The sequence below is a fragment of the Flavobacterium oncorhynchi genome (assembly GCF_002217355.1).
In the GTDB taxonomy this organism is placed as follows: domain Bacteria; phylum Bacteroidota; class Bacteroidia; order Flavobacteriales; family Flavobacteriaceae; genus Flavobacterium; species Flavobacterium oncorhynchi.
Map to the genome: position 1 here is coordinate 119,166 of NZ_MUHA01000003.1, position 21,762 is coordinate 140,927.

The 21,762-nt window shown below is 33.2% G+C and carries 16 protein-coding genes; 9 read left to right on the forward strand and 7 right to left on the reverse strand.

Translation table 11 applies throughout. The features are described 5' to 3' along the window. Nucleotides 1–22: 22 nt before the first annotated feature. The 5 genes from B0A75_RS01670 to B0A75_RS01690 form a co-directional block, all read right to left on the reverse strand. Nucleotides 23–874, reverse strand: coding sequence for a thymidylate synthase (locus B0A75_RS01670; protein WP_089052559.1), 852 nt, complete (start codon nucleotides 872–874; stop codon nucleotides 23–25). A 91-nt stretch (nucleotides 875–965) separates the two neighbouring features. Beyond that, nucleotides 966–1,589 (reverse strand): bifunctional nuclease family protein, encoded by a 624-nt coding sequence (locus B0A75_RS01675; protein WP_059114911.1) that lies wholly within the window; start codon nucleotides 1,587–1,589, stop codon nucleotides 966–968. Between the two features lie 165 nt (nucleotides 1,590–1,754). Then, a complete protein-coding gene (locus B0A75_RS01680; protein ID WP_089052560.1) occupies nucleotides 1,755–2,723 on the reverse strand; it encodes an electron transfer flavoprotein subunit alpha/FixB family protein in 969 nt (322 codons plus the stop codon). Nucleotides 2,724–2,790: 67 nt separating this feature from the next. Beyond that, nucleotides 2,791–3,537 carry an electron transfer flavoprotein subunit beta/FixA family protein gene (locus B0A75_RS01685; RefSeq protein WP_089052561.1) on the reverse strand — a complete coding sequence of 249 codons (747 nt, stop codon included), beginning with the start codon at nucleotides 3,535–3,537 and terminating at the stop codon, nucleotides 2,791–2,793. Nucleotides 3,538–3,732: 195 nt separating this feature from the next. Further along, complete coding sequence (locus tag B0A75_RS01690) at nucleotides 3,733–4,410, reverse strand: GLPGLI family protein (protein WP_089052562.1); 678 nt, start codon at nucleotides 4,408–4,410, stop codon at nucleotides 3,733–3,735. A gap of 365 nt (nucleotides 4,411–4,775) precedes the next feature. On the opposite strand from B0A75_RS01690, the gene B0A75_RS01695 reads away from it, so the two are divergent. The 5 genes from B0A75_RS01695 to B0A75_RS01715 all read left to right on the forward strand — a co-directional run bounded on the left by B0A75_RS01695 (nucleotide 4,776) and on the right by B0A75_RS01715 (nucleotide 12,401). Continuing rightward, nucleotides 4,776–5,753: a pyruvate dehydrogenase complex E1 component subunit beta gene (locus B0A75_RS01695; protein WP_089052563.1), complete on the forward strand. Its 978-nt coding sequence runs from the start codon at nucleotides 4,776–4,778 to the stop codon at nucleotides 5,751–5,753. An 84-nt stretch (nucleotides 5,754–5,837) separates the two neighbouring features. Continuing rightward, nucleotides 5,838–8,339: a DUF5686 and carboxypeptidase-like regulatory domain-containing protein gene (locus B0A75_RS01700; RefSeq protein ID WP_089052564.1), complete on the forward strand. Its 2,502-nt coding sequence runs from the start codon at nucleotides 5,838–5,840 to the stop codon at nucleotides 8,337–8,339. Nucleotides 8,340–8,498: 159 nt separating this feature from the next. Continuing rightward, complete coding sequence (locus B0A75_RS01705) at nucleotides 8,499–9,098, forward strand: DNA-3-methyladenine glycosylase family protein (protein ID WP_089052565.1); 600 nt, start codon at nucleotides 8,499–8,501, stop codon at nucleotides 9,096–9,098. Between the two features lie 111 nt (nucleotides 9,099–9,209). After that, nucleotides 9,210–9,740: an inorganic diphosphatase gene (locus tag B0A75_RS01710; protein ID WP_089052566.1), complete on the forward strand. Its 531-nt coding sequence runs from the start codon at nucleotides 9,210–9,212 to the stop codon at nucleotides 9,738–9,740. A 114-nt stretch (nucleotides 9,741–9,854) separates the two neighbouring features. Further along, entirely contained in the window at nucleotides 9,855–12,401 is a 2,547-nt protein-coding gene (locus B0A75_RS01715; RefSeq protein ID WP_089052567.1) for a sodium-translocating pyrophosphatase, read from the forward strand. Nucleotides 12,402–12,502: 101 nt separating this feature from the next. Here the strand turns inward: B0A75_RS01715 and B0A75_RS01720 are convergent, their stop codons facing one another. Together B0A75_RS01720 and B0A75_RS01725 are read right to left on the reverse strand one after the other, a co-directional pair. Continuing rightward, entirely contained in the window at nucleotides 12,503–13,117 is a 615-nt protein-coding gene (locus tag B0A75_RS01720; protein WP_089052568.1) for a deoxynucleoside kinase, read from the reverse strand. After that, on the reverse strand, nucleotides 13,117–13,932 hold the full coding sequence (locus tag B0A75_RS01725) for a hypothetical protein (protein WP_089052569.1): 816 nt from the start codon (nucleotides 13,930–13,932) through the stop codon (nucleotides 13,117–13,119). The genes B0A75_RS01720 and B0A75_RS01725 overlap by 1 nt, the downstream gene beginning before the upstream one ends. A 232-nt stretch (nucleotides 13,933–14,164) precedes the next feature. Between B0A75_RS01725 and B0A75_RS01730 the strand changes: the two genes are divergently transcribed. From B0A75_RS01730 to B0A75_RS01745, 4 genes are all read left to right on the forward strand, one after another. Beyond that, entirely contained in the window at nucleotides 14,165–15,067 is a 903-nt protein-coding gene (locus tag B0A75_RS01730; protein WP_089052570.1) for a GLPGLI family protein, read from the forward strand. A 38-nt stretch (nucleotides 15,068–15,105) separates the two neighbouring features. Continuing rightward, the gene (locus tag B0A75_RS01735) at nucleotides 15,106–17,793 is read left to right on the forward strand and encodes a carboxypeptidase-like regulatory domain-containing protein (protein WP_089052571.1); all 2,688 of its coding nucleotides are present in this window, start codon (nucleotides 15,106–15,108) and stop codon (nucleotides 17,791–17,793) included. A 92-nt stretch (nucleotides 17,794–17,885) separates the two neighbouring features. Then, entirely contained in the window at nucleotides 17,886–20,120 is a 2,235-nt protein-coding gene (locus B0A75_RS01740; protein WP_089052572.1) for a hypothetical protein, read from the forward strand. A 142-nt stretch (nucleotides 20,121–20,262) separates the two neighbouring features. Beyond that, nucleotides 20,263–21,729, forward strand: coding sequence for a M28 family metallopeptidase (locus B0A75_RS01745; RefSeq protein ID WP_089052573.1), 1,467 nt, complete (start codon nucleotides 20,263–20,265; stop codon nucleotides 21,727–21,729). Nucleotides 21,730–21,762 lie beyond the last annotated feature (33 nt).

Consider the following 21,762-nt stretch of genomic DNA (forward strand, 5'->3'; position numbering starts at 1 on the left):
TTAAGCGGATTTTTTTTTGTTTTTATACAGCAACACTTCCTTTTATGCCCGCATGCGGTTCATAGTCCACAAGTGTGAAGTCATTATAATCAAAATCAAAAATGTTTTTAACAGCTGGGTTTAGAATCATTTTTGGAAGCGGTTTTGGCTCACGAGTTAATTGCAATTCCAGTTGTTCAAAATGATTGTTGTAAATGTGTGCATCACCAAAAGTATGAATAAAATCACCTGGTTCTAAATCGCAAACCTGTGCAATCATCATAGTTAATAGTGCATAGGATGCAATGTTGAAAGGAACGCCTAAAAATATATCAGCGCTTCGTTGATACAATTGACAAGATAGTTTTCCTTTTGTCTCTCCTTTTTCTAAATCTGGTGTTGCTACATAAAATTGAAAAAAAGCATGGCAAGGCGGTAATGCTGCCTTATTGTTGGCTACATTTTCTTCAAAAGATTTTTTTGTGTCTGGCAAAACAGATGGATTCCATGCTGATACCAACATTCTACGGCTGTTTGGATTAGTCTTTAATTCCGTAATTAATTCCGAAATCTGATCAATTTCTTCGCTGTTCCAATTACGCCATTGATGTCCGTAAACAGGTCCTAAATCTCCGTTAGAGTCTGCCCAAGCATCCCATATTTTTACTCCGTTTTCTTGTAAATACTTAATATTCGTATCGCCTTTTAAAAACCAAAGCAGTTCATAGATGATCGATTTTAAGTGTAATTTTTTTGTTGTAACCATTGGGAAACCTTCACTTAAATCAAAACGCATTTGGTATCCAAAAACGCTTTTGGTTCCAGTTCCAGTTCGGTCTCCTTTTTGGCATCCGTTTTCTAAAACGTGTTTTACTAAATCTAAGTATTGTTTCATTGTTGTTTAATCGTTTAATCGTGGATTTGTTTAATTGTGAATTTGTTTGATCGATTTAACGAATAAACAAATCAACGATTAAACAATATTTCTATCTTTTCGAGATTTCGTCTCTAATTTTTGCAGCTTTTTCATAATCTTCCTGAGAAACGGCCTGATCTAAAAGTTCATTTAGTTCTTGCAGGCTGTGTTTTGCATAAACATCTCCAGATTGATTAGTTTCTTCTTCATGTCCAAAAGTTTCTGGGTTAGAAAGTACGTCGTCAATTTCCTGAGAGCCTTGATCTGTTTCGGCTGTATTTGATTTTAAATAAATTCCAGCTTTGTCCAGAATGTTTTTATAAGTAAAAATTGGAGCATTAAAACGTAATGCTAAAGCAATAGCATCTGATGTTCTAGCATCGATGATTTCCTCAATTTTGTCTCTTTCGCAGATTAAGCTTGAGTAAAAAACGCCGTCTACTAATTTGTGAATAATGACTTGTTTTACAACAATGTCAAATCTTTCAGCAAAGTTTTTGAATAAATCGTGAGTTAATGGGCGAGGAGGTTTTATCTCTTTTTCTAAGGCAATAGCAATTGACTGGGCTTCAAAAGCGCCAATAACAATAGGTAATTTTCGTTCGCCGTCAACTTCATTCAAAATCAAGGCATACGCGCCATTTTGAGTTTGACTGTATGAAATTCCTTTTATGGATAATTTTACTAGACTCATATATGTTTGTAAAACGGGCACTTAGCACCGCATTTTAATACTTTTTTTGATTGAAAAATAAAGGTGCAATTTTAATCAAAAAATATGGAACAAAAAAGCTGCCTTAAAACAAAGATACGATTATCTTGTTTTTAGGCAGCTATATTTTTAAAGAGAATTCTTGAATTAAGAATGTTGCGCTTTGAAAGCTTTTAATTTCTCTGTTAATTGAGGTACGATTTCAAATGCGTCGCCAACAATACCATAATCAGCAACTTTAAAGAAAGGAGCTTCTGGATCGTTATTGATAACTACTTTTACTTTTGATGAGTTGATACCTGCAATGTGCTGAATTGCTCCAGAAATTCCTATTGCAATATATAAATTTGTTGCAACTGGCTTTCCTGTTTGTCCAACGTGCTCGCTGTGAGGTCTCCATCCTAAGTCAGAAACTGGTTTAGAACATGCTGTTGCGGCGCCTAAAACTTCAGCTAGATTTTCAACTAATCCCCAGTTTTCTGGACCTTTCAATCCGCGTCCGCCAGAAACTACAATATCAGCATCAGCGATAGAAACTTTTCCACTTACTTTTTCTACAGATTCTACTTTTACACCAAAATCGTTGTCTCCAATTGATGGATTAAAATCTTCGGCAGCTGCAGCTCCTGCGCTTTCAAAAATTCCGTAAGAGTTTTTAGCTAAACCAAGAACTTTTACATCTGTATCGATTTGTGTAATATTGAAAGCTTTGTTTGAAAAAGCATTTCTTTTTACTTGAAAAGGCGAGGTACTTACTGGTAATCCCACAACATTTGAAGCGAAACCAGCATTTAACGCTACTGCAACTAATGATGAAAGATAAATACTGTCTGTTGTAGAAGAAAGTAAAACTACTTTTGTCCCTTCTTTTTCAGCAGCTTGTTTGATTACATCGGCGTAAGCCTTAGCAGTAAAACCAGCTAATTTATCGTTGTTTACTTTTAAAACTTTATCAACTCCGTATTTTGCTAATTCGCTTACATCACTGATGTTTACAGTTAAAGCTGTAACGGTTGTTCCTAGACTTTCGGCTACTTTTTTTGCATAAGAAGCTAATTCGAAAGCTACTTTTTTAAATTTTCCTTCTGCAGATTCTGCGTATATTAATATTGACATAATAATTTTAGATTTTAGATTTTAGAATTCAGATTGAAACTGAATACTTAAAACTGATTACTGAATACTAGATTACTTTCGCCTCGTTGTGTAATAAATTGATTAACTCATCTAAATTATCTGCAGAAACTAATTTTACTGCTGATTTTGGAGCTGGTTTTTCAAATTTTACTGCTTTTGTATTTACAGGAGCGTCAACTGGTTCAAGAATAGTTAAAGCTTTAGTTCTTGCTGTCATAATTCCTCTCATGTTAGGAATACGTAAATCTTTTTCTTCAACAAGTCCTTTTTGACCACCAATGATTAAAGGAAGAGTAGTGCCTACAGTTTCTTTTCCACCGTCGATTTCGCGAACCGCTTTTACATTATTTCCGTCAACAGTTACTGCAGTACAAGAGTTTAAGAAGTTGTAACCCAAAATACCAGCGATCATTCCTGGAACCATTCCGCCATTATAATCTAAAGATTCTTTTCCTGCAATTACAAGATCGTAACCACCATTTTTAATTACTTCAGCCAATTGTTTTGCAACAAAAAAGCCATCAGTTGGGTTTGCGTTTACACGAATTGCTTCGTTTGCACCAATTGCTAGAGCTTTACGTAAAGTTGGTTCAGTGTCAGGACCTCCAACATTTACCACTGTTACATTTGCACCTTGCTGCTCTTGAAACCAGATTGCACGAGTCAATCCAAATTCGTCATTAGGGTTAATTACATATTGTACACCATTGGTATCAAATTCAGAGTCACCATTGGAGAAGTTAATTTTTGAAGTAGTATCAGGCACATGGCTGATGCAAACTAGTATTTTCATAAGTATATATTTTGAATTTATAATATGCTTTTACAAATTTAGAATTTAATTTGGAATAATTATACTATGCATGCATAATATTTTTAAAAACTATTACGATTTCGAAGATTGTCAAAATCTATTAATGATTTCTTGTTTTTAATAGAGAAAATGAGTTGCTTCAATTGTTTTTTTGAAAAATTAGAATTCGTTAATTTATTTTAAACTTGCTTGGTATTCTTCAAAGCTTAATTCCTTTGCGCTGTTATTTGGTATTTCAATTTCGGTATTCTCATTCTTAAAAGCTAGTTCTTGAAATACTAAAATAGAATTGTCGTCAATTTCCAGTTGAATAATAAAACCTGGCAATCCACTGTAGAACATTGGTCCATCTTTTATAGGAATTTCTTCGGTATACCAAGCTGTAATATCTTGTTTCGCAATAAATGCAGTATTTTTTGTTGTCGCTTTTTTACAAGAAAAGCCATTTATAATTTTGGTTTCTGGTAAAAGCTCCCATGTATATGTTGGAAGTTTTGTTTTTACATTTGAATCAATCCCGTCATTTGTCATAAGAACTTTGTATGTTTTGGAGTCAAAATCTTTGTAATTAATTACTTCTGATGATCGACGAATAGTCCGGCTTGCAAAAATTTTGCCTCCTGTATTTTCAATGACAGTGTTATCTGTTGTTGTTTTTTGAATAGTAGTTAGTCTTTGTATCGACTTGTTTTTAGAATAAGTATAGCTGAATACTTCAGGAGTTTTAGCTTTTTCTAGAAGTCTCCCGTCCTTTGTTTTTAGCTGTTGTCTAGTGTAGGTGCCAACCAGGCTCTGAGATTTTGCTTCGATTGAAAAAAATAGAATAAAAAATACTAATAGGTTTATTTTCATGATTTTTAGTCTTAAGATTATACTTACGAAGTAAAGTATATTTAAAGAATAACCCAAGTGAAAAAACTCAATTTTAATAAAAGGTTATTACTTATTGAAATAATTTTAGATTTAAACCGTTTTGATGAAAGAATTTGATTAGGAGAAATTAACAAAAAACTTAAAGTTTGTCTAAAAAAGTTTTACAAAGATTAAGTGTGAGTTTTACGTGTATTATATCGATTTCGTAAATATCACAATAAAGCTAAAAAAGTTAAAACCTATAGAGAGAAAGAAGTTCATGCGATTTTAAACTTAATTTATGCTTTTAAGTGATTTAAAATATTTATTTTTGCTCTTCAGAAAATTCAACATACAATATAAATATGAGAACAATACAATTTAGAGAGGCCATTTGCGAAGCGATGAGCGAAGAGATGCGTCACGATGAATCCATATATTTAATGGGCGAAGAAGTTGCAGAATACAATGGAGCATACAAAGCTTCAAAAGGAATGCTTGCTGAGTTTGGCGAAAAAAGAGTAATCGATACTCCAATTGCTGAGCTTGGTTTTACAGGAATTGCAGTAGGTTCAGCAATGAACGGCTGTCGTCCGATTGTAGAGTATATGACTTTCAACTTCTGTTTAGTAGGTATTGATCAAATTATAAACAACGCTGCTAAGATGCGTCAAATGACAGGTGGACAATTTAATGTGCCTATCGTTTTCCGCGGACCAACAGCTTCTGCAGGTCAATTAGGAGCAACACACTCTCAAGCTTTAGAAAACTGGTTTGCAAATACTCCAGGTCTTAAAGTTGTTGTACCGTCAACTCCTTATGATGCAAAAGGACTTTTAAAATCTGCAATTCGCGATAATGATCCAGTAATTTTCATGGAATCTGAGCAAATGTATGGTGACAAAGGTGAAGTGCCAGACGGAGAATACACTATTCCATTAGGAGTTGCTGATATTAAACGTGAAGGAACAGATGTAACTATCGTTTCTTTTGGTAAAATCATCAAAGAAGCTTTTATCGCTGCTGATGAATTAGCTAAAGAAGGAATCTCTTGTGAGATTATCGACTTAAGAACAGTTCGTCCTATGGATAAAGATGCAATTCTTAAATCAGTTAAAAAAACAAACCGTTTAGTAGTTCTTGAAGAAGCTTGGCCTTTTGCTAGTATCTCTTCAGAGATTACTTATATCGTTCAAGAGCAGGCTTTCGACTTCCTTGATGCGCCAATTCAGCGTATTACGACAGCAGATACTCCAGCACCTTACTCTCCAGTTTTATTAAAAGATTGGTTGCCAAATGCAGGTGATGTAGTAAAAGCAGTTAAAAAAGTATTGTACAAATAATACACATATAAAATACACATAAAGCTTCATCAGTCATATTTATTGATGAAGCTTTTTTATTGATGAAGCTTTTTTTACCAGATTATGAAAAGAATAATTTTACTCAGCCTGTTTTTTGTATTTGCTTTTGTAAATATTGCTGCTGCACAGACAAAAGTGAGTGGAATTGTTTTAGATAAATCTAATCAGCCGGTTCCGTTTGCAAATGTTGTTTTTAAAGGGTCAAATACAGGAATAGTTTCTAATGAAGACGGCCGTTTTTATCTAGAATCTCCCAATACTTATACGGCTTTATTGGTTTCTTCTGCAGGATTTTCAGATCGTGAAGTGCCTTTGGAAAAAGCGGTAAATTACGATTTTAAAATAGTTTTGAGTGAAGCCGAAGTGCTTAACGAAGTTGTAATTTATACCGGAAAAACATCTAAAAAGAATAATCCGGCCTTAGATATTCTTCGAAAAATATGGGAAAGAAAGCGTAAAAACGGACTTTACCAGTTCAATCAATATCAGATGCAGAAGTACGAGAAAGTTGAGTTCGACATGAACACAATCGATAGTGCTTTTATGAAAAATAAACTCTTTAAAGGAATGGAGTTTGTTTTTAATCATATTGATACATCAGATGTTACAGGAAAAACTTATCTGCCAATTTTTATCAACGAATCAGTTTATGATGTTTACGGCGATAATAAAATAAAGAAAGTAAAAGAAAATCTTACCGGAAATAAAATGTCTGGTTTTAATGGTAATCAGCAGATTTTATCATTTGTAAAAGATCTTTATTCAGATTATAATATTTACGATAATCACCTTAAGTTTTTTGATAAAAGTTTTACGAGTCCGCTTTCAAGAACTGGAATTGATGTATATAATTATGTCCTAAAAGACAGTGCTTATATCGACAAAAAGTGGTGTTATAATATTGTCTTTTACCCAAGACGTAAAAACGAATTAACTTTTAAAGGAGATTTTTGGGTAAACGATTCTACTTTTGCAATAAAGAAAATTAATATGGGTGTTACTAAAAGCGCCAATATTAACTGGGTAAAAGATATTTATATTGAGCAGGAGTTTGAAGTAGAAAACGATTCGGTTTTTCTTTTAACTCGTGATTATATGATGTCTGATTTTGCTTTAAACAAAAAAGAAAAATCAAAAGGAGTTTACGGAAAACGAACCACTTTATATCGAAACCATAAATTCAATATTCAGAAACCGGAGAAATTTTACAAAGAAGAAGTTAACTTTATAGACAATGCTGTTTATGAACGACCACCTGAGTTCTGGGAAGAAAATCGATTTGAGAAACTAAATAAAGATGAAGCAGGTATTTATAAAATGCTTGATACACTGCAAACCGTTAAGCGATTTAAGCAGTTGTATAGTCTCGTCTCGATTTTAGGAAGTGGTTATGTTGAATTTAAAAATTTCGATTTTGGACCTATTTTTTCTACGTTTGGCTATAATGAAGTCGAAGGTATACGAATAAGAGCGGGAGGAAGAACTTATTTTGGACCAAATGACCCTTGGCGTCTGCAGGCATATACAGCTTACGGTTTTGACGATAATAAATTCAAATATGGTGTTTCAGGAAAATGGATGATCGACAAAAAAAACAGGATCATTATTTCTGGAGGAAACAGGCGTGATATTGAACAAATTGGAGCGAGTTTAACCACAACAAATGATATTTTAGGACGAAGTTTTGCATCATCAGCATTATTTACAACAGGAAGCAACGGAAAATTAACCAATATTAATCTGAGTAATGTTTCCTTTGAAATGGAACCTAAAAAGAATTTTATTGTTCAAGCAGGGTTTTCGTATCGAACATTAGAATCAGCTTCAAAGACTTTTAGTTTAGATTATTATACGACATTACCAAGTACAGCAAATCCTGCTGGTGTGGTCGAAAGTATGGTAAAACAGTCAGAAGCAAATATTCAGTTTGAATATATGCCAAATCGTAAAACAATTGGATACGGAGTTGAACGCAGCTTAGTTGACAGCCCTTTTAGTCATTTCTTTGTTAACTTTAGTTATGGTATTAAAGGCGTTTTTGACAGTGATTTTGCTTACGAAAAAATTCAATTATTTTATAAACAGCCTATTATTATCGGACCATTAGGCAGATCAAATATTATTCTTGAAACTGGAAAAACATGGGGAACGATTCCGTTAGGATTAATGAGTGTAATTCCTGGAAATCAGACTTATTTCACTATTGAAAATACGTTTAGTAACTTGAATTTCTATGAATTCATTACCGACCAATACACGACTTTACAATGGAATCATGATTTTGGAGGAAGGTTGTTTGCCAGAGTTCCTTTTATGAGAAAATTGAATTGGAGAGAATTTGTTGGTATAAAAGCAGTTCACGGAACCATTTCAGATGCGAATCGCGCCATAAACGCTTCGGGACAGCCTTATAATGCGCCAGAAAATGTGTATTGGGAATATAATGCAGGAATTGGTAATATTTTTAAAGTATTTAGAATTGATTTCTCTTGGAGAGGAAGTTACTTAAACACTCCAGATGCTAATAAATTTGCTGTAAAAGGATCTTTCGGATTCTATTTCTAAATAATATTAAGGTGCAAAGCATCAAAGTTACAAAGTCTCAAAGGTTTAAATTCTTTGCGGCTTTTTTTTTGCTTAAATCTGCGTGAACTTAAACTTTGCGTCTCTGCGTCTTTGCGAGATTCTTTTTGTTTAATTTTGAAATGGACTTAAAACCATTTTATGCAAGAAGCCATTGATTTTCTATCTGCTAAAAATCCAGTATTTCTTCAAATTATTGAAAAATACGGATTGCCTCCAATTCCAAAACGTCCGCAAGGTTTTGAGACCTTAGTTTTGTTGATTCTCGAGCAGCAGGTTTCGATAGATTCGGCGAAAGCCACATTCTTAAAAATTAAAGCCTATACAACGTGTAATCCAGAAATGATGTCGGTTTTATCAGATGAAGAATTTCGGAATCTTGGTGTGAGCCGTCAGAAAACCAAATACATTAAAATTTTAGCAGAAGCCGTTTTAAACAAAGAATTAGATATTGAAAGTTTAGCTCTAAAAACTGCAGTTCAAGTTAGAGAAGAACTTATTAAACTAAAAGGAATTGGAAATTGGACTATTGATATTTATTTAATGTTTTGTTTGCAAGAGCCCGATTTAATACCGCTTGGTGATATTGCAGTAGTTAATACTATTAAAGAATTACTTGATATTCATGACAAACAAGAAATGGAAATTCACGCGCAGCAATGGAGTCCGTACAGGTCATATGCAACATATTTACTGTGGCATTATTACTTAAATAAACGAAATCGTAAGATTACCTATTAACTGCCTGTTTTTTAAAACAAAACTAGGCAGATTAATGCAGTTTTTTATTGTGAAAAAAGGATTCTTTAGTTACTTTTGCAACCGAATTTATAGAAACAATAAAAAACGAAAATGACCGCAGACAAACTAACAACTTTCGATGTATTAATCGAAATACCAAGAGGAAGCAGAAATAAATATGAGTACGATTTTGAAATCAAAAGAATGCGTTTCGACAGAATGTTATTCTCTTCAATGATGTACCCTGCTGATTACGGATTTATTCCTGAAACTTTAGCTCTTGACGGTGACCCTCTTGATGTATTGGTTTTGGTAAACGAACCAACTTTTCCTGGATGTGTTATGGAAGTAAAACCAATTGGTGTTTTCCACATGGCAGACGATAAAGGACCAGACGAAAAAATTATCTGTGTACCAGTTTCAGATCCAATTTGGAATTCTTTGACAGATCTTTCAGATATTAATCCTCACTTAGTAAAAGAAATCGAGCATTTCTTCCAAGTGTACAAAGATCTTGAAAACAAAAAAGTAGATGTTGAAGGTTGGGGAGACGTAAACGAAGCTTATGCAATTATTGCTGAGTGTACAAAACGTTTCGATGATATTGAAAATAAACCAGAGGGATTATTTAGCATTAAATAATTTTAACCCTTTTCTAATATAAAAAAAGCAATACTACCGTCAGGAGTATTGCTTTTTTGTTTAAATTCGTTTTAGTTAGATTGTTGACTATTAACCAAAAACCATTACTATATTATGAATTCATTTATGATTTACCTGCCAATTGTTATGGCAATTTTAGGATTACTTTTCATGGGAATAAAAAGGGCTTGGGTTTTAAAACAAGATGCGGGCGACGGTAAGATGAAAGAGATTTCAGATTACATTTATGAAGGAGCATTAGCCTTTTTAAAAGCCGAATATAAATTATTAACCATTTTTGTAATTATTGCCAGTATTGCTTTGGCAGGAATTACTTTTATTCCAGGAGTACAAACTCATTTATTAATCGTAATTGCATTTATTTTTGGAGCTTTATTTTCTGCTTATGCTGGAAATATTGGAATGAAAATAGCGACTAAAACAAACGTTAGAACCACGCAGGCTGCTCGTACAAGTTTGCCGCAAGCATTAAAAGTTTCTTTTGGAGGTGGAACTGTAATGGGATTAGGAGTTGCAGGTTTAGCGGTTTTAGGTTTAACGACTTTTTTTATATTATTCTTTAATCTTTTTTCTGATGGAGTTTGGAAAGATACTGAAACGATGACTGTTGTTTTAGAAACTTTAGCTGGATTTTCACTTGGTGCTGAATCGATTGCTTTATTTGCGAGAGTTGGAGGTGGAATTTACACTAAAGCTGCCGATGTTGGAGCTGATTTAGTAGGTAAAGTTGAAGCCGGAATTCCAGAAGATGATCCTCGTAATCCTGCTACAATTGCAGATAATGTTGGAGATAATGTTGGAGACGTTGCGGGTATGGGAGCTGATTTATTTGGATCTTATGTAGCAACCGTTTTAGCAGCAATGGTTCTTGGTAATTATGTAATAAAAGATATGGGTGGAAGTATCAATGATGCTTTTGGCGGAATTGGACCAATTTTACTTCCAATGGCAATTGCTGGTTTCGGAATCTTATTTTCGATTATTGGAACAATGCTTGTAAAAATTTCGGATGATAATGCTAAAGAAGCTCAAGTGCAAAAAGCATTGAATATAGGAAACTGGATTTCTATTGCTTTAACAGCTGTTGCTTGTTTCTTTTTAGTACAACATATGCTTCCAGAAGTAATGACAATGGAATTTTTCGGAGAAGGAGCGCAGCAGATATCTTCAATGCGTGTTTTCTATGCTACTTTAGTGGGATTAGTTGTGGGAGGAGCTATTTCATCCGTAACTGAATATTATACAGGATTAGGAACAAAACCAGTTTTGGCAATTGTTCAAAAATCTTCAACAGGAGCAGGAACAAATGTAATTGCTGGTTTGGCAACTGGAATGATTTCTACTTTTCCAACAGTACTTTTATTTGGTGGAGCAATTTGGATTTCATATGCTTTAGCAGGATTTTATGGTGTTGCTTTAGCGGCTTCGGCAATGATGGCAACAACAGCAATGCAATTGGCAATTGATGCTTTTGGACCAATTTCAGACAACGCTGGAGGAATTGCAGAAATGAGCGAATTGCCTAAAGAAGTGCGTACAAGAACAGATATTCTAGATTCTGTAGGTAATACAACTGCAGCAACAGGAAAAGGTTTTGCAATTGCTTCCGCAGCATTAACTTCATTAGCTTTATTTGCAGCCTATGTTACTTTTACAGGAATTGACGGAATTAATATTTTTAAAGCACCAGTTTTAGCGATGTTATTTGTAGGCGGAATGATTCCAGTAGTTTTCTCAGCATTAGCGATGAATTCTGTTGGAAAAGCAGCGATGGATATGGTATACGAAGTGCGTCGTCAGTTTAAAGAAATTCCGGGAATTATGGAAGGAACTGGAAAACCTGAATACGGAAAATGCGTTGAGATTTCTACAAAAGCAGCTTTACGTGAAATGATGCTGCCAGGAATTTTGACAATAGGTTTTCCAATCGCAATTGTACTTTTAGGAAAATTAGTTTATGCAGACAATAATCAGTTAATAGCTGAAATGTTAGGAGGATATATGGCAGGAGTTACCGTGTCTGGAGTTCTTTGGGCTGTTTTTCAAAACAATGCCGGAGGAGCTTGGGATAATGCTAAAAAATCTTTTGAAGCTGGAGTTATGATTAACGGCGAAATGACTTATAAAGGTTCTGATGCTCACAAAGCAGCTGTAACTGGAGATACAGTTGGAGATCCGTTTAAAGATACATCTGGACCGTCAATGAACATCCTGATTAAGTTAACTTGTTTAATTGGTTTGGTAATTGCGCCAATTTTAGGAGCAGGACATACTGATGCTGGAATAGCAGGAAAAGGCTCTTGCTGCGCTAAAACAGAAATGCATGCAGGAGCAAATTCTAAATGCGGCGATATGTCTGGAATGACAAAAGAAGAATGCATTGCAATGTGCAAAGAAAAAGGATGTTCTGAAGAAGAAACTGCAAAATGTTTGGCTCATTTTGATCAAAAAGGAAAGTATCAAAAAACAGATTGTTTTGATACTAGTAAATATGAGAAAAAATCTGTTCGAGTTGAAATTACAAACGTAAACGGAAAAACGAAAGGAACTGTAACAAAAACCGAAAATGGTAAAACAACCACAGAAGTTTATGAAGGAACCGAAGAAGAAGTTCAGGCAAAAATTGATGCTGCAAAATAAAGTATATTAACAACTTTGACAAAGTTTCTTAAAAACAAAAATGCCTCTAATAATATTAGAGGCATTTTTTTTATTTCATGTAAATCTGTGTAATTCTTGTTCTAAAACAATCCGTTCAATTCAGCGTCAATTCTATTGATAATGTTTCCTAAATCTTCTGGATTATCAACGAAATTGATATTATCAACATCAATAATTAATAATTTTCCTTTAGTATAAGTCTGAATCCACGCTTCATATCTTTCGTTCAAACGGCTTAAATAATCAATAGAAATTGAGTTTTCGTATTCGCGTCCGCGTTTGTGAATCTGTCCAACTAAATTAGGAATAGAACTTCTTAAATAAATTAATAAATCTGGTGCTTTTACCAAAGATTCCATTAATTCAAACAAAGACGTGTAGTTTTCAAAATCACGACTTGTCATTAATCCCATCGAATATAAATTGGGAGCAAAAATGTAAGCATCCTCATAAATCGTTCTGTCTTGAATGATTTTTTTTCCGCTTTCTCTAATTTGCTGTACCTGACGGAAACGACTGTTCAAGAAATATATTTGTAAATTAAACGACCAACGTTCCATTTGATGGTAAAAATCATCTAAATACGGATTATCAACAACATCTTCATAATGGGGTTCCCATTTAAAGTGCTTTGCTAATAATTTAGTCAAAGTAGTTTTTCCTGCGCCTATATTTCCTGCTATTGCTATGTGCATTACGGTGTTACGATTTTATAATTTGCAATTTCTTTAGCTGTAAAAATAGATAAAATTTGGTCTTTGTAATAGAATTTGTTAAACGTTTTTTCTAAAATTTCAATTTCAAAATCTTGACCTGTATTTACTTTGCTAATGTCTTTAAAAAACAACAAATTAGCTTTGCTGTAAATGTATTTTTTAGAGCTTATTATTTCAATTTTATCAAAGTCTGGCACATTTCCTAAACTTGAAATTTTTCCGAAAATATCACACGAAAACCAATTGTTTTTTTTATCAATCCAGTAAAAAGTATTAAAATCAGTTTGGTAATACTTTATGCTTTCAGTCAGCGGAATTGAAACTGTTTTGTATTCATTTTTCAAATAATCAAAAAGACCTATCTGCTGATTTAAAGTATTGAAAATCCAAAGCTGATTTTGGGTAGACATTCCCATTGCACCAGCTATTATTGGAATTGAATTTTGAGAAAAATTAATTTCGGTCATTTTATTTAATTGATTGTCTAATAAAACAACGCTATTAAAGTCTTCATAGTATAATACAATTTTAAGCGGATTTTGAATGTCAACTTTGGTGATGTTTCCCAAAGACACATTTTTATATTCAAAGATTTCACTGCCTTTTACTTTTCTAAAAACATTGTTCTTTATATCATAACCATACCCAAAAGAATCAAAGCCAATAAAGTCATCAACATCAGCCTCAAATTTAGAAACAAGATCAGGTTTTATTTTTTGGTTTTGTCCAAAAAAAGTCGAAAACGAGCACGAAATAAACAGCAGTAAAAAAATATGACGATGAATTTTGCTCATAAAAGATTTGGTTTCGAAATGCCAAAGTACAAAAACTGTGTAAAAGAATCTCTTAAAAGTAGAGTTTTAGTTATTTTAGAGTTTAAACCTTTCTAAATTCCAATAGTCTTACAAAAACTTAATTTTGTCGATGACATTTTAAGATTAATATATTTAATTTTCAGTATTTTAAAATTAATAATACATTTGAGTGTAAGTTTTAAAGAGTTTACTGAATTACAAAAAGAAAGAAATGAAAAAAGGATTTTACTTGCTTTTGATTCTTGTTTTTAGTCAAGTACAAGCACAAAAAGATTTTCAAGGATTAGCGGTTTATGAATCTAAAACTCAAGCGCCTAAATTTGAAGGTGTGAGAACCGGAAATCGCGATATTACGCCAGAGATGCAAAAAAGTATGGAAGAGCGTCTGAAAAAAATGCTCGAGAAAACATTTATTTTAAATTTTGACAAAGCGGCATCCATTTATAAAGAAGAAGAAAAACTCGAAACTCCCGGACAGCAAGGCGGCGGAATGCGAGTTATGATGAATTCGTTTATGGGCGGCGGTGGCACTTTTTATAAAGATGTTAAAACAAAATCGTACACGGTTGATAAGGAATTTATGGGAAAAGAATTTCTAGTTGTAGATTCCCTGCCAAAATTAGAATGGAAACTAGAACAAGAAACCAAACAAATTGGAGGTTACAACTGTTTTAAAGCAACAGCGGTTAAAGAAGCCAGTAAAACTGATTTTAGAAACTTCAGAGCTAAAAACAATGATGATAAAAAGGAAGAGGTGAAAAAGACGTCAGGAGAAACTAAAACAAATTTTGAAGACAATTTTGAAATTCCTAAACAAATCGTTGTTACCGCTTGGTATACACCAGAAATTCCAGTTAATCAAGGACCAGAAAATTATTGGGGACTTCCGGGTTTAATTCTAGAAGTAAATGATGGCAAAACTACCATTTTATGTTCCAAAATAGTTTTGAATTCCAAAGATAAAGTGGAGATAAAACCCTCAAAAAAAGGAAAAGTTATTTCCCAAAAAGAGTACGACGCAACAGTGATTAAAAAAATGGAAGAATTTAGAGAAATGAATCGCGGACGCGAAGGTGGTCCAGGTGGAGGAAATACAATAATGATCAGGCGATAAAACGCTAACTCTAAATATTTATCCTAATTATTTTCTTGATGAACAAGACGCTTTTTTTATTCGCCTTATTTTTTACTTCTATATCCTTTTCGCAGAGTATTCGTTTTGATGGGGTTATTCAGGATGAACAAAAAAATCCGTTGGAAATGGCCAATATTATGGCGGTTAACAGTGGCACAAAAGCAATGGATTCTTATGGGATTACGAATGATAAAGGGAAGTTTCAGCTTACTCTAAAATCGAATACCTCTTATACAATCAAAGTAAGTTATCTTGGAATGAAATCTAAGGAAATTGCTGTTTTGACCAAAACTGAAAACATCAGTCAGAATATTGTTCTAGACGGCGCAGGAATTGAATTGGAAGGAGTAGAAATTGTGCGTGAAATGCCCGTTTCTATAAAAGGTGATACCATTGTTTATAATGCCGATTCGTTTAAATCGGGTACAGAAAAAAAACTCGAAGACGTTTTGAAAAAACTGCCGGGAGTTGAAGTAAATGCCGATGGAGAAATTGAAGTTGAGGGAAAAAAAGTAAGCAAATTGATGGTTGAAGGCAAAGACTTTTTTGATGGTGATACGAAATTAGGCGTTAAAAATATTCCCGCAGATGCCATTGATAAAGTGCAGGTTCTTAGAAATTATAACGAAGTAAGTGCTTTAAAAGGCTTAGAAAACGATCAAGATAATGTTGCAATGAATATCAAACTAAAAGAAGGAAAGAAAAACTTTTGGTTTGGAGATGTTACCGCAGGAATTGGAGTTGCAGAACTAGACAGCCGATATATTATTAACCCAAAATTGTTTTATTACAGTCCAAAATACAGCATTAATTTAATCACCAATTTTAATAATATTGGAGAGCTGCCGCTTACCGCACAAGATTATTTTAAGTTTACCGGCGGTTTTAAAAATATGATGAAAAAGGGAGGGAGTTCTTTTAATGTTTCTTCAAATGATTTAGGAATTTCTATTTTAAGAAATAATCGCGCCAAAGAAATTGAAACCAAATTTGGAGCAACAAACTTCGCTTATTCCGTTTCAAAAGCATGGAATATTAGCGGTTTTGGAATACTTTCGACTTCAAAAACAGATCTTGAAACCAAATCACAGACTACAATTCTTGATTCTGGAGATCAGCAAAAACGTGATGAATTAACGCATCAAAAGAATAATTTGGGACTTTTTAAATTAAGTTCAACCTATAAACCAAATGATAAATTTCAGTTTGATTATGATATTTTAACCAAATTGTCAAAACAAAATGAAGATACTGATTTGCTGCGCGAATCAATTGTAAATAATGCCTCAACAGTTGAAACTATTTTGACTGGCAAAAAACAAGATCCGACCTCAATAAACCAAAATTTGAGTTTGTATTATACACAAAGCGCCAAGAATATATTTGCTTTTGAAATGCAGCATTTATATCAAGATGAAAACCCATTTTACAACGCCAATTTGCGCACGCAGCCATTTGATTTGTCAGGCTATATTTCGGGTCAAAAAAGGAATGATCTCAATCAAAACCGATTTGTAAAGACTAATAAACTGGATGCTAAATTGGATTATTATTATATGGTAACGCCAAAAAGCAACATCAATATTACTTTAGGAAATACCTATTCGTATCAAGATTTTAATTCTCATATTTTTCAGATGTTGGATAACGGAGATAAAAATGATTTGAATGATGCGGCCAATAATAATGATGTAAATTATAATTTTAATGATGTCTTTCTAGGTTTCCATTATAAAATTCTAACAGGAAAATTTACTTTGACTCCCGGAGTAAGCGTACATTCATACCAAATGACAAATACGCAGTTAGGTACAAACTACTCGCAAAATTTTGTAAAAGTACTGCCTGATTTCTTCGCTTTATATCAAATCAAAAAATCAGAAACACTGACCTATAATTTCTCTTTAACCAATGATTTTACAGATATTAATCAGTTAGCGGCGGGTTATGTTTTGTCTGATTACAGCAGTTTATTCCGCGGTAATAGATTTCTGGAAAATGCGACTTCTCAAGTGCATTCGCTTCGCTACTTTAAATACAACATGTTTAATTTTGAGAATATTTTTGCCAATGCATCCTACACAAAAAAAGTAGATGCCATAAAAACCAAAGCCAATTTTGAAGGAATTAATCAATCATCGTCGCCATACAATTCAAATTTAGCCGATGAAACTTTTAGCGGAATGGGAACTTACGGACGTTCATTTTTGAAAAATTATAAAGCATCGGCAAGTGCAAGTTTAAATTGGTCGAAATTCAACAATATTCAAAATGATAAATTGGCAGCGACCGAAAGTTTTGTTCAGAGCTATACCGTAAAAGCATCAACAAATTATAAAAACTTTCCCAATATTGAATTTGGTTATAATGCCTTAATCAATAAATACAGCGGTTCTACTTATTATACAGACAAACCTTTTGCTCGATTAGATTACTACTTTTTAAAAAGTTTTTCGTTTGTTTCAGAATATGAATTCTATCATTATTATAACGGAAATAAAACGGTAGATAACGAATATGACTTTTTAAGCGCGAGTTTAATTTATCAAAAAAGGAATAGTAAATGGGAGTACAAAGTTTCTGCAACAAACTTATTAAATACAAAATATCTTAACGACGACAGCTTCTCGCAGTTCTCTACAAGGGTTTCTCAATATGCCGTTCAGCCGCGATATATCATATTCTCAATGAAATACAATTTATAGTATTTTAGTTACATTATTTTAGATTTAAGTGTTCCGATTCAGACAAGAAAGAGATACCTTTGCGCAACAAAATTAACCACAAAATTTTAGTCATGCGCAATCTTATTTGGAGTTTAATGCTCTTGTTTATCGGAATGTCTGCATTCTCCCAGACAAAAACAATTGAAAAAGGATCGTATCTGTCTACAGATAAAGGTCAAAAAATCAAACTTAACTTATTAGATAATAATAAATATGAGTTGATTTTATATTCTGGCGATTATGAAATCAAGGGAGATTCATTACTTTTTATACAAAATGGAAAAGACAAAAACATTTTTGATCTTTCTTTTGTAAACAATAATAAAGCAAAAAAGATCAAAGTAAAATTTATAGATCCTGCCTATTATCCTTTTTATATCGGAACTCAAAAGGGATCAGATTTAGTTGAATATCAAAGTTTGATAGATATTAAAACTAAAATGGATCCTAATTGGATCAAAGCCGATTTAGAGTTTGAAATTGATAAAGCCGATTTTTTGTATTTAGTGTATGAAGGATATGAAGGAAATTCTAGTGTTTATAAATATGCTTTACCAAAAGAAGTTTCAGAAATAACAATCAAGTATGAATTACCAGTTTTAGGTGATTTAAGGCTGTCTGGTTTTTTTGATAAAAGCACAAACGGATTAAAAATTTCTGAAAAAGGAGGAAAAAATCCATTGACATTTTTTAATGAAAAAAATGCTCAGCCAGAGAAATCTCAAAAAGTTATTCCACTCGAAAGTAAAACTGTTTCAAACTGGACTTATCCAGGAAAAGAAGAAGCTTTAGCAGCATCAGCTGCAGTAGACAGCGTTGCAGCACCTTTTTCCCTTGATAGTATTGCAGCGGTAAGCCAAGTAGATTTTAAGTTAAAGATAGAAAATAATCTAAAAAATGCACTTGCTGCAACCAAACAAGTCAAAGATAAATTTTTAGTAGTTGTAGTGAATGGCAAAGATTCTGCAAAAACTGATTTTGATTTCTTTATAAAAGGTCAGGAAACACAGATTGGATATAATATGTATACCGAATACAATCCTCAATATGATGTGTACAATTTTTATTTGGCAGGAGCCGAAGATAAAAAATGGCTGAAAAACAATAAAATTGGAAACGATCCTGCTGTAATAGTTTTGAATGGTGATGGAGAAGTATTAGCACAAGCAAAATCAGATTTAGCAGGCAAGGAATATCAATTTGGGTATTACAGTGATTTTTACCGTCAGTTAAAACGTGCAGATGCTTTTTTAGTTTTTGATAAAGCAATAAAAAATAAAAAAGCAACAGATGCAGATTTGATAAATGCTTTTAATAAAGTTTCAGCTTTAGAAATTTCATACGATTATGATACTAATGATGTAACAGATCCTAATTCAACAGATTTTGTAGTAACGAAAGCAGTCCAAGATAAAAAAGGAATTGAAAAGATTTGGAAAAAGCTTATTGAAACACATCAAAAAGATGCCAAACCAAATATGCTTTTGGTAGAAGCGATTTTAAAAGAAATCAAAGATCAAGGATTTACTAAACAGCTTTTTAAGGAAGAAAAGATCCTTAACGACACCGATTTCTTAGCAATAGATTATTTGATAAAACACTATGATGCTATTGAAAAAATAAACAAAGAGGTTGACAACAGTACAGTCGAATCGGCTGACGGAGTGAAAATAGGAAACCTAAGCGCCGAAATTTCATTTGCTTTACAGCAAGATACTTATGCGGCACAAGATGAAACCGAAGGGAAGACAAGTCAAGATAAAGCTATTGCCGTATATAAAAAGTTGATTGCAGCAGGAAAAGGTGGTTTTGACTGCTATAAAAATTATTTAAACTATCTAAGTCAAGAGGCTGAAAAGAATGGTAATGATGCTGCTCTTTTAAAAGAATTCAGCGCTTATTTTGACACTTATTTGTCGACAGATAAAGGAAATGCAATTCAGCGATTAGACGATTTATTTGCAACAATCGATTATAATTCTGATTATTCGTATAACGGATGGAATTCATTCAAAGAATATAATTCAAACCTTTGCAATTCGGCAGCATGGGCAGTTGTTTTAAAGCCTGAGAATGCGGACTATATTAAATCAGCAATCAATTGGTCAGAATATAGTTTGATTGTAACCAAAAACAATCCCTACTATTTAGACACTTTGGCGCAACTATATTATAAAGATGGTCAGAAACAAAAAGCAATTGAAACGCAAAAATTGGCTGTGAAATATTTGAATGCTCAGGTTGAAGCAGAAACTGCTGCAGAAATTAAAGAGACATTAACTAAAATGCAAAACGGAACGTATTAAAATCAATAGTTGAGAAAACAAAAATGGCTGTCAATATAGACAGCCATTTTTGTTTATTAATCGTTGCTATTTGCTGTTTTTGCTGTAAAAAATCAAAAAATTGCCTCGAAATGCTTAAGTTTGGGATACTAAATTAAAATGTATGAAAAACAAAATGCTCCTTGTTTTACTTGCCTCTGGCGCACTGACTTTTGCACAGGCAATTAAAAAACCGTTAGTTTCGGCAATAACAGATAAAGATCTTAGAACCGATATGTATCAAATGGCTGGAGATCATTTTAATGGTCGTGAAGCCGGAACACTTGATGAGTTAAAAGTATCGATGTGGCTTGCTAATAAAGCCAAAGAAGCCGGAATGGCTCCAGCTGGAGACGATGGAACTTATTTTCAGTTTTTTGATTTGTACAGACATCAGGTTACGCCAAATACAAAATTTAAAATTGGCAAGAAAGAATATAAATTATGGCAAGACGTTCTAGTTGCAGAAACAACTAATGTAAAAGTTGAAGGTTCTTTACTATATTTAGGTGCAGCAACAAAAGAAGAAATCGAAAAAGCCGACATTAAAGGAAAAGCAGTTGTTTTACTGGCTTCAAAAGAAGGAATTGCTGATGATATTTCGCTTTTCGACAGAAGGTATCCAGGTTTAGTACGAAATAAATATTATGATCTTGTTGTGAAAAAAGGTGCCGTAGCGCTTATTATGGTTGCTGACGAATTAGCAGAACAAAGCTGGTCTCAAGTTGAACCACAAATGACAAGAGGAATTTACGGAATTGAAGGTTTCCGTGACAAAATAGGTGCAACAATGCCAGTTTTTTGGGTACACGGAGATCAATTAGAATATTTAAAAACGACAAAAGATATTTTGTCTACTGAAGTAGTTTCTGAAACCTATAAATATCCTTCAGTAAATGTTGTGGGTACAATTGCTGGAACAGATCCTAAATTGAAAAATGAATATGTACTTTTCAGCGGCCATCAAGATCATGACGGAGTACGTCAAAAATACGGTCAAGATTCTATTTATAATGGAGCAGATGATAATGCAAGTACTTGTGTAGCAATGCTGGCAATTGCAAGAGCGTATAAAAAACAGCCGGGAAAAAGAACAGCTTTGTTTGTATTTCATGGTTCTGAAGAGCGCGGATTGCTAGGATCGAGATGGTATGCAGCACATCCTACAGTTCCCGAAAAGGACATTGTAGCAGTTTTAAACGGTGATATGATTGGAAGAAACAATGTAAATCAAGCGGCATTACTTGGTTCTAGTTCTCCTCATGAAAATTCATCTGATTTGGTGGCAATTGCAAAAAAAGCAAATGACGAAGGACCAAAATTTGATTTGGATAAACTTTGGGACAGACCAGAACATCCAGAGTATTTTTATTTCCGTTCAGATCATTTGCCTTATGCTAAAAGAGGAATTCCTGCAGTTTTCTTTACAAGTGTGCTGCACAGTCAATATCATACTCCAATGGATGAGTCAGAAAACATTGATTACGTAAAACTGCGCAAAATGACAGAATGGATGTATCGTACAGGTTGGATTTTATCAAATGATGCCAATCGTCCTAAAACGTTACCAAATGTGCAATTAGAAAGATAAAAGTTGAGATTGTATTAAAATAAAAATCCCGAT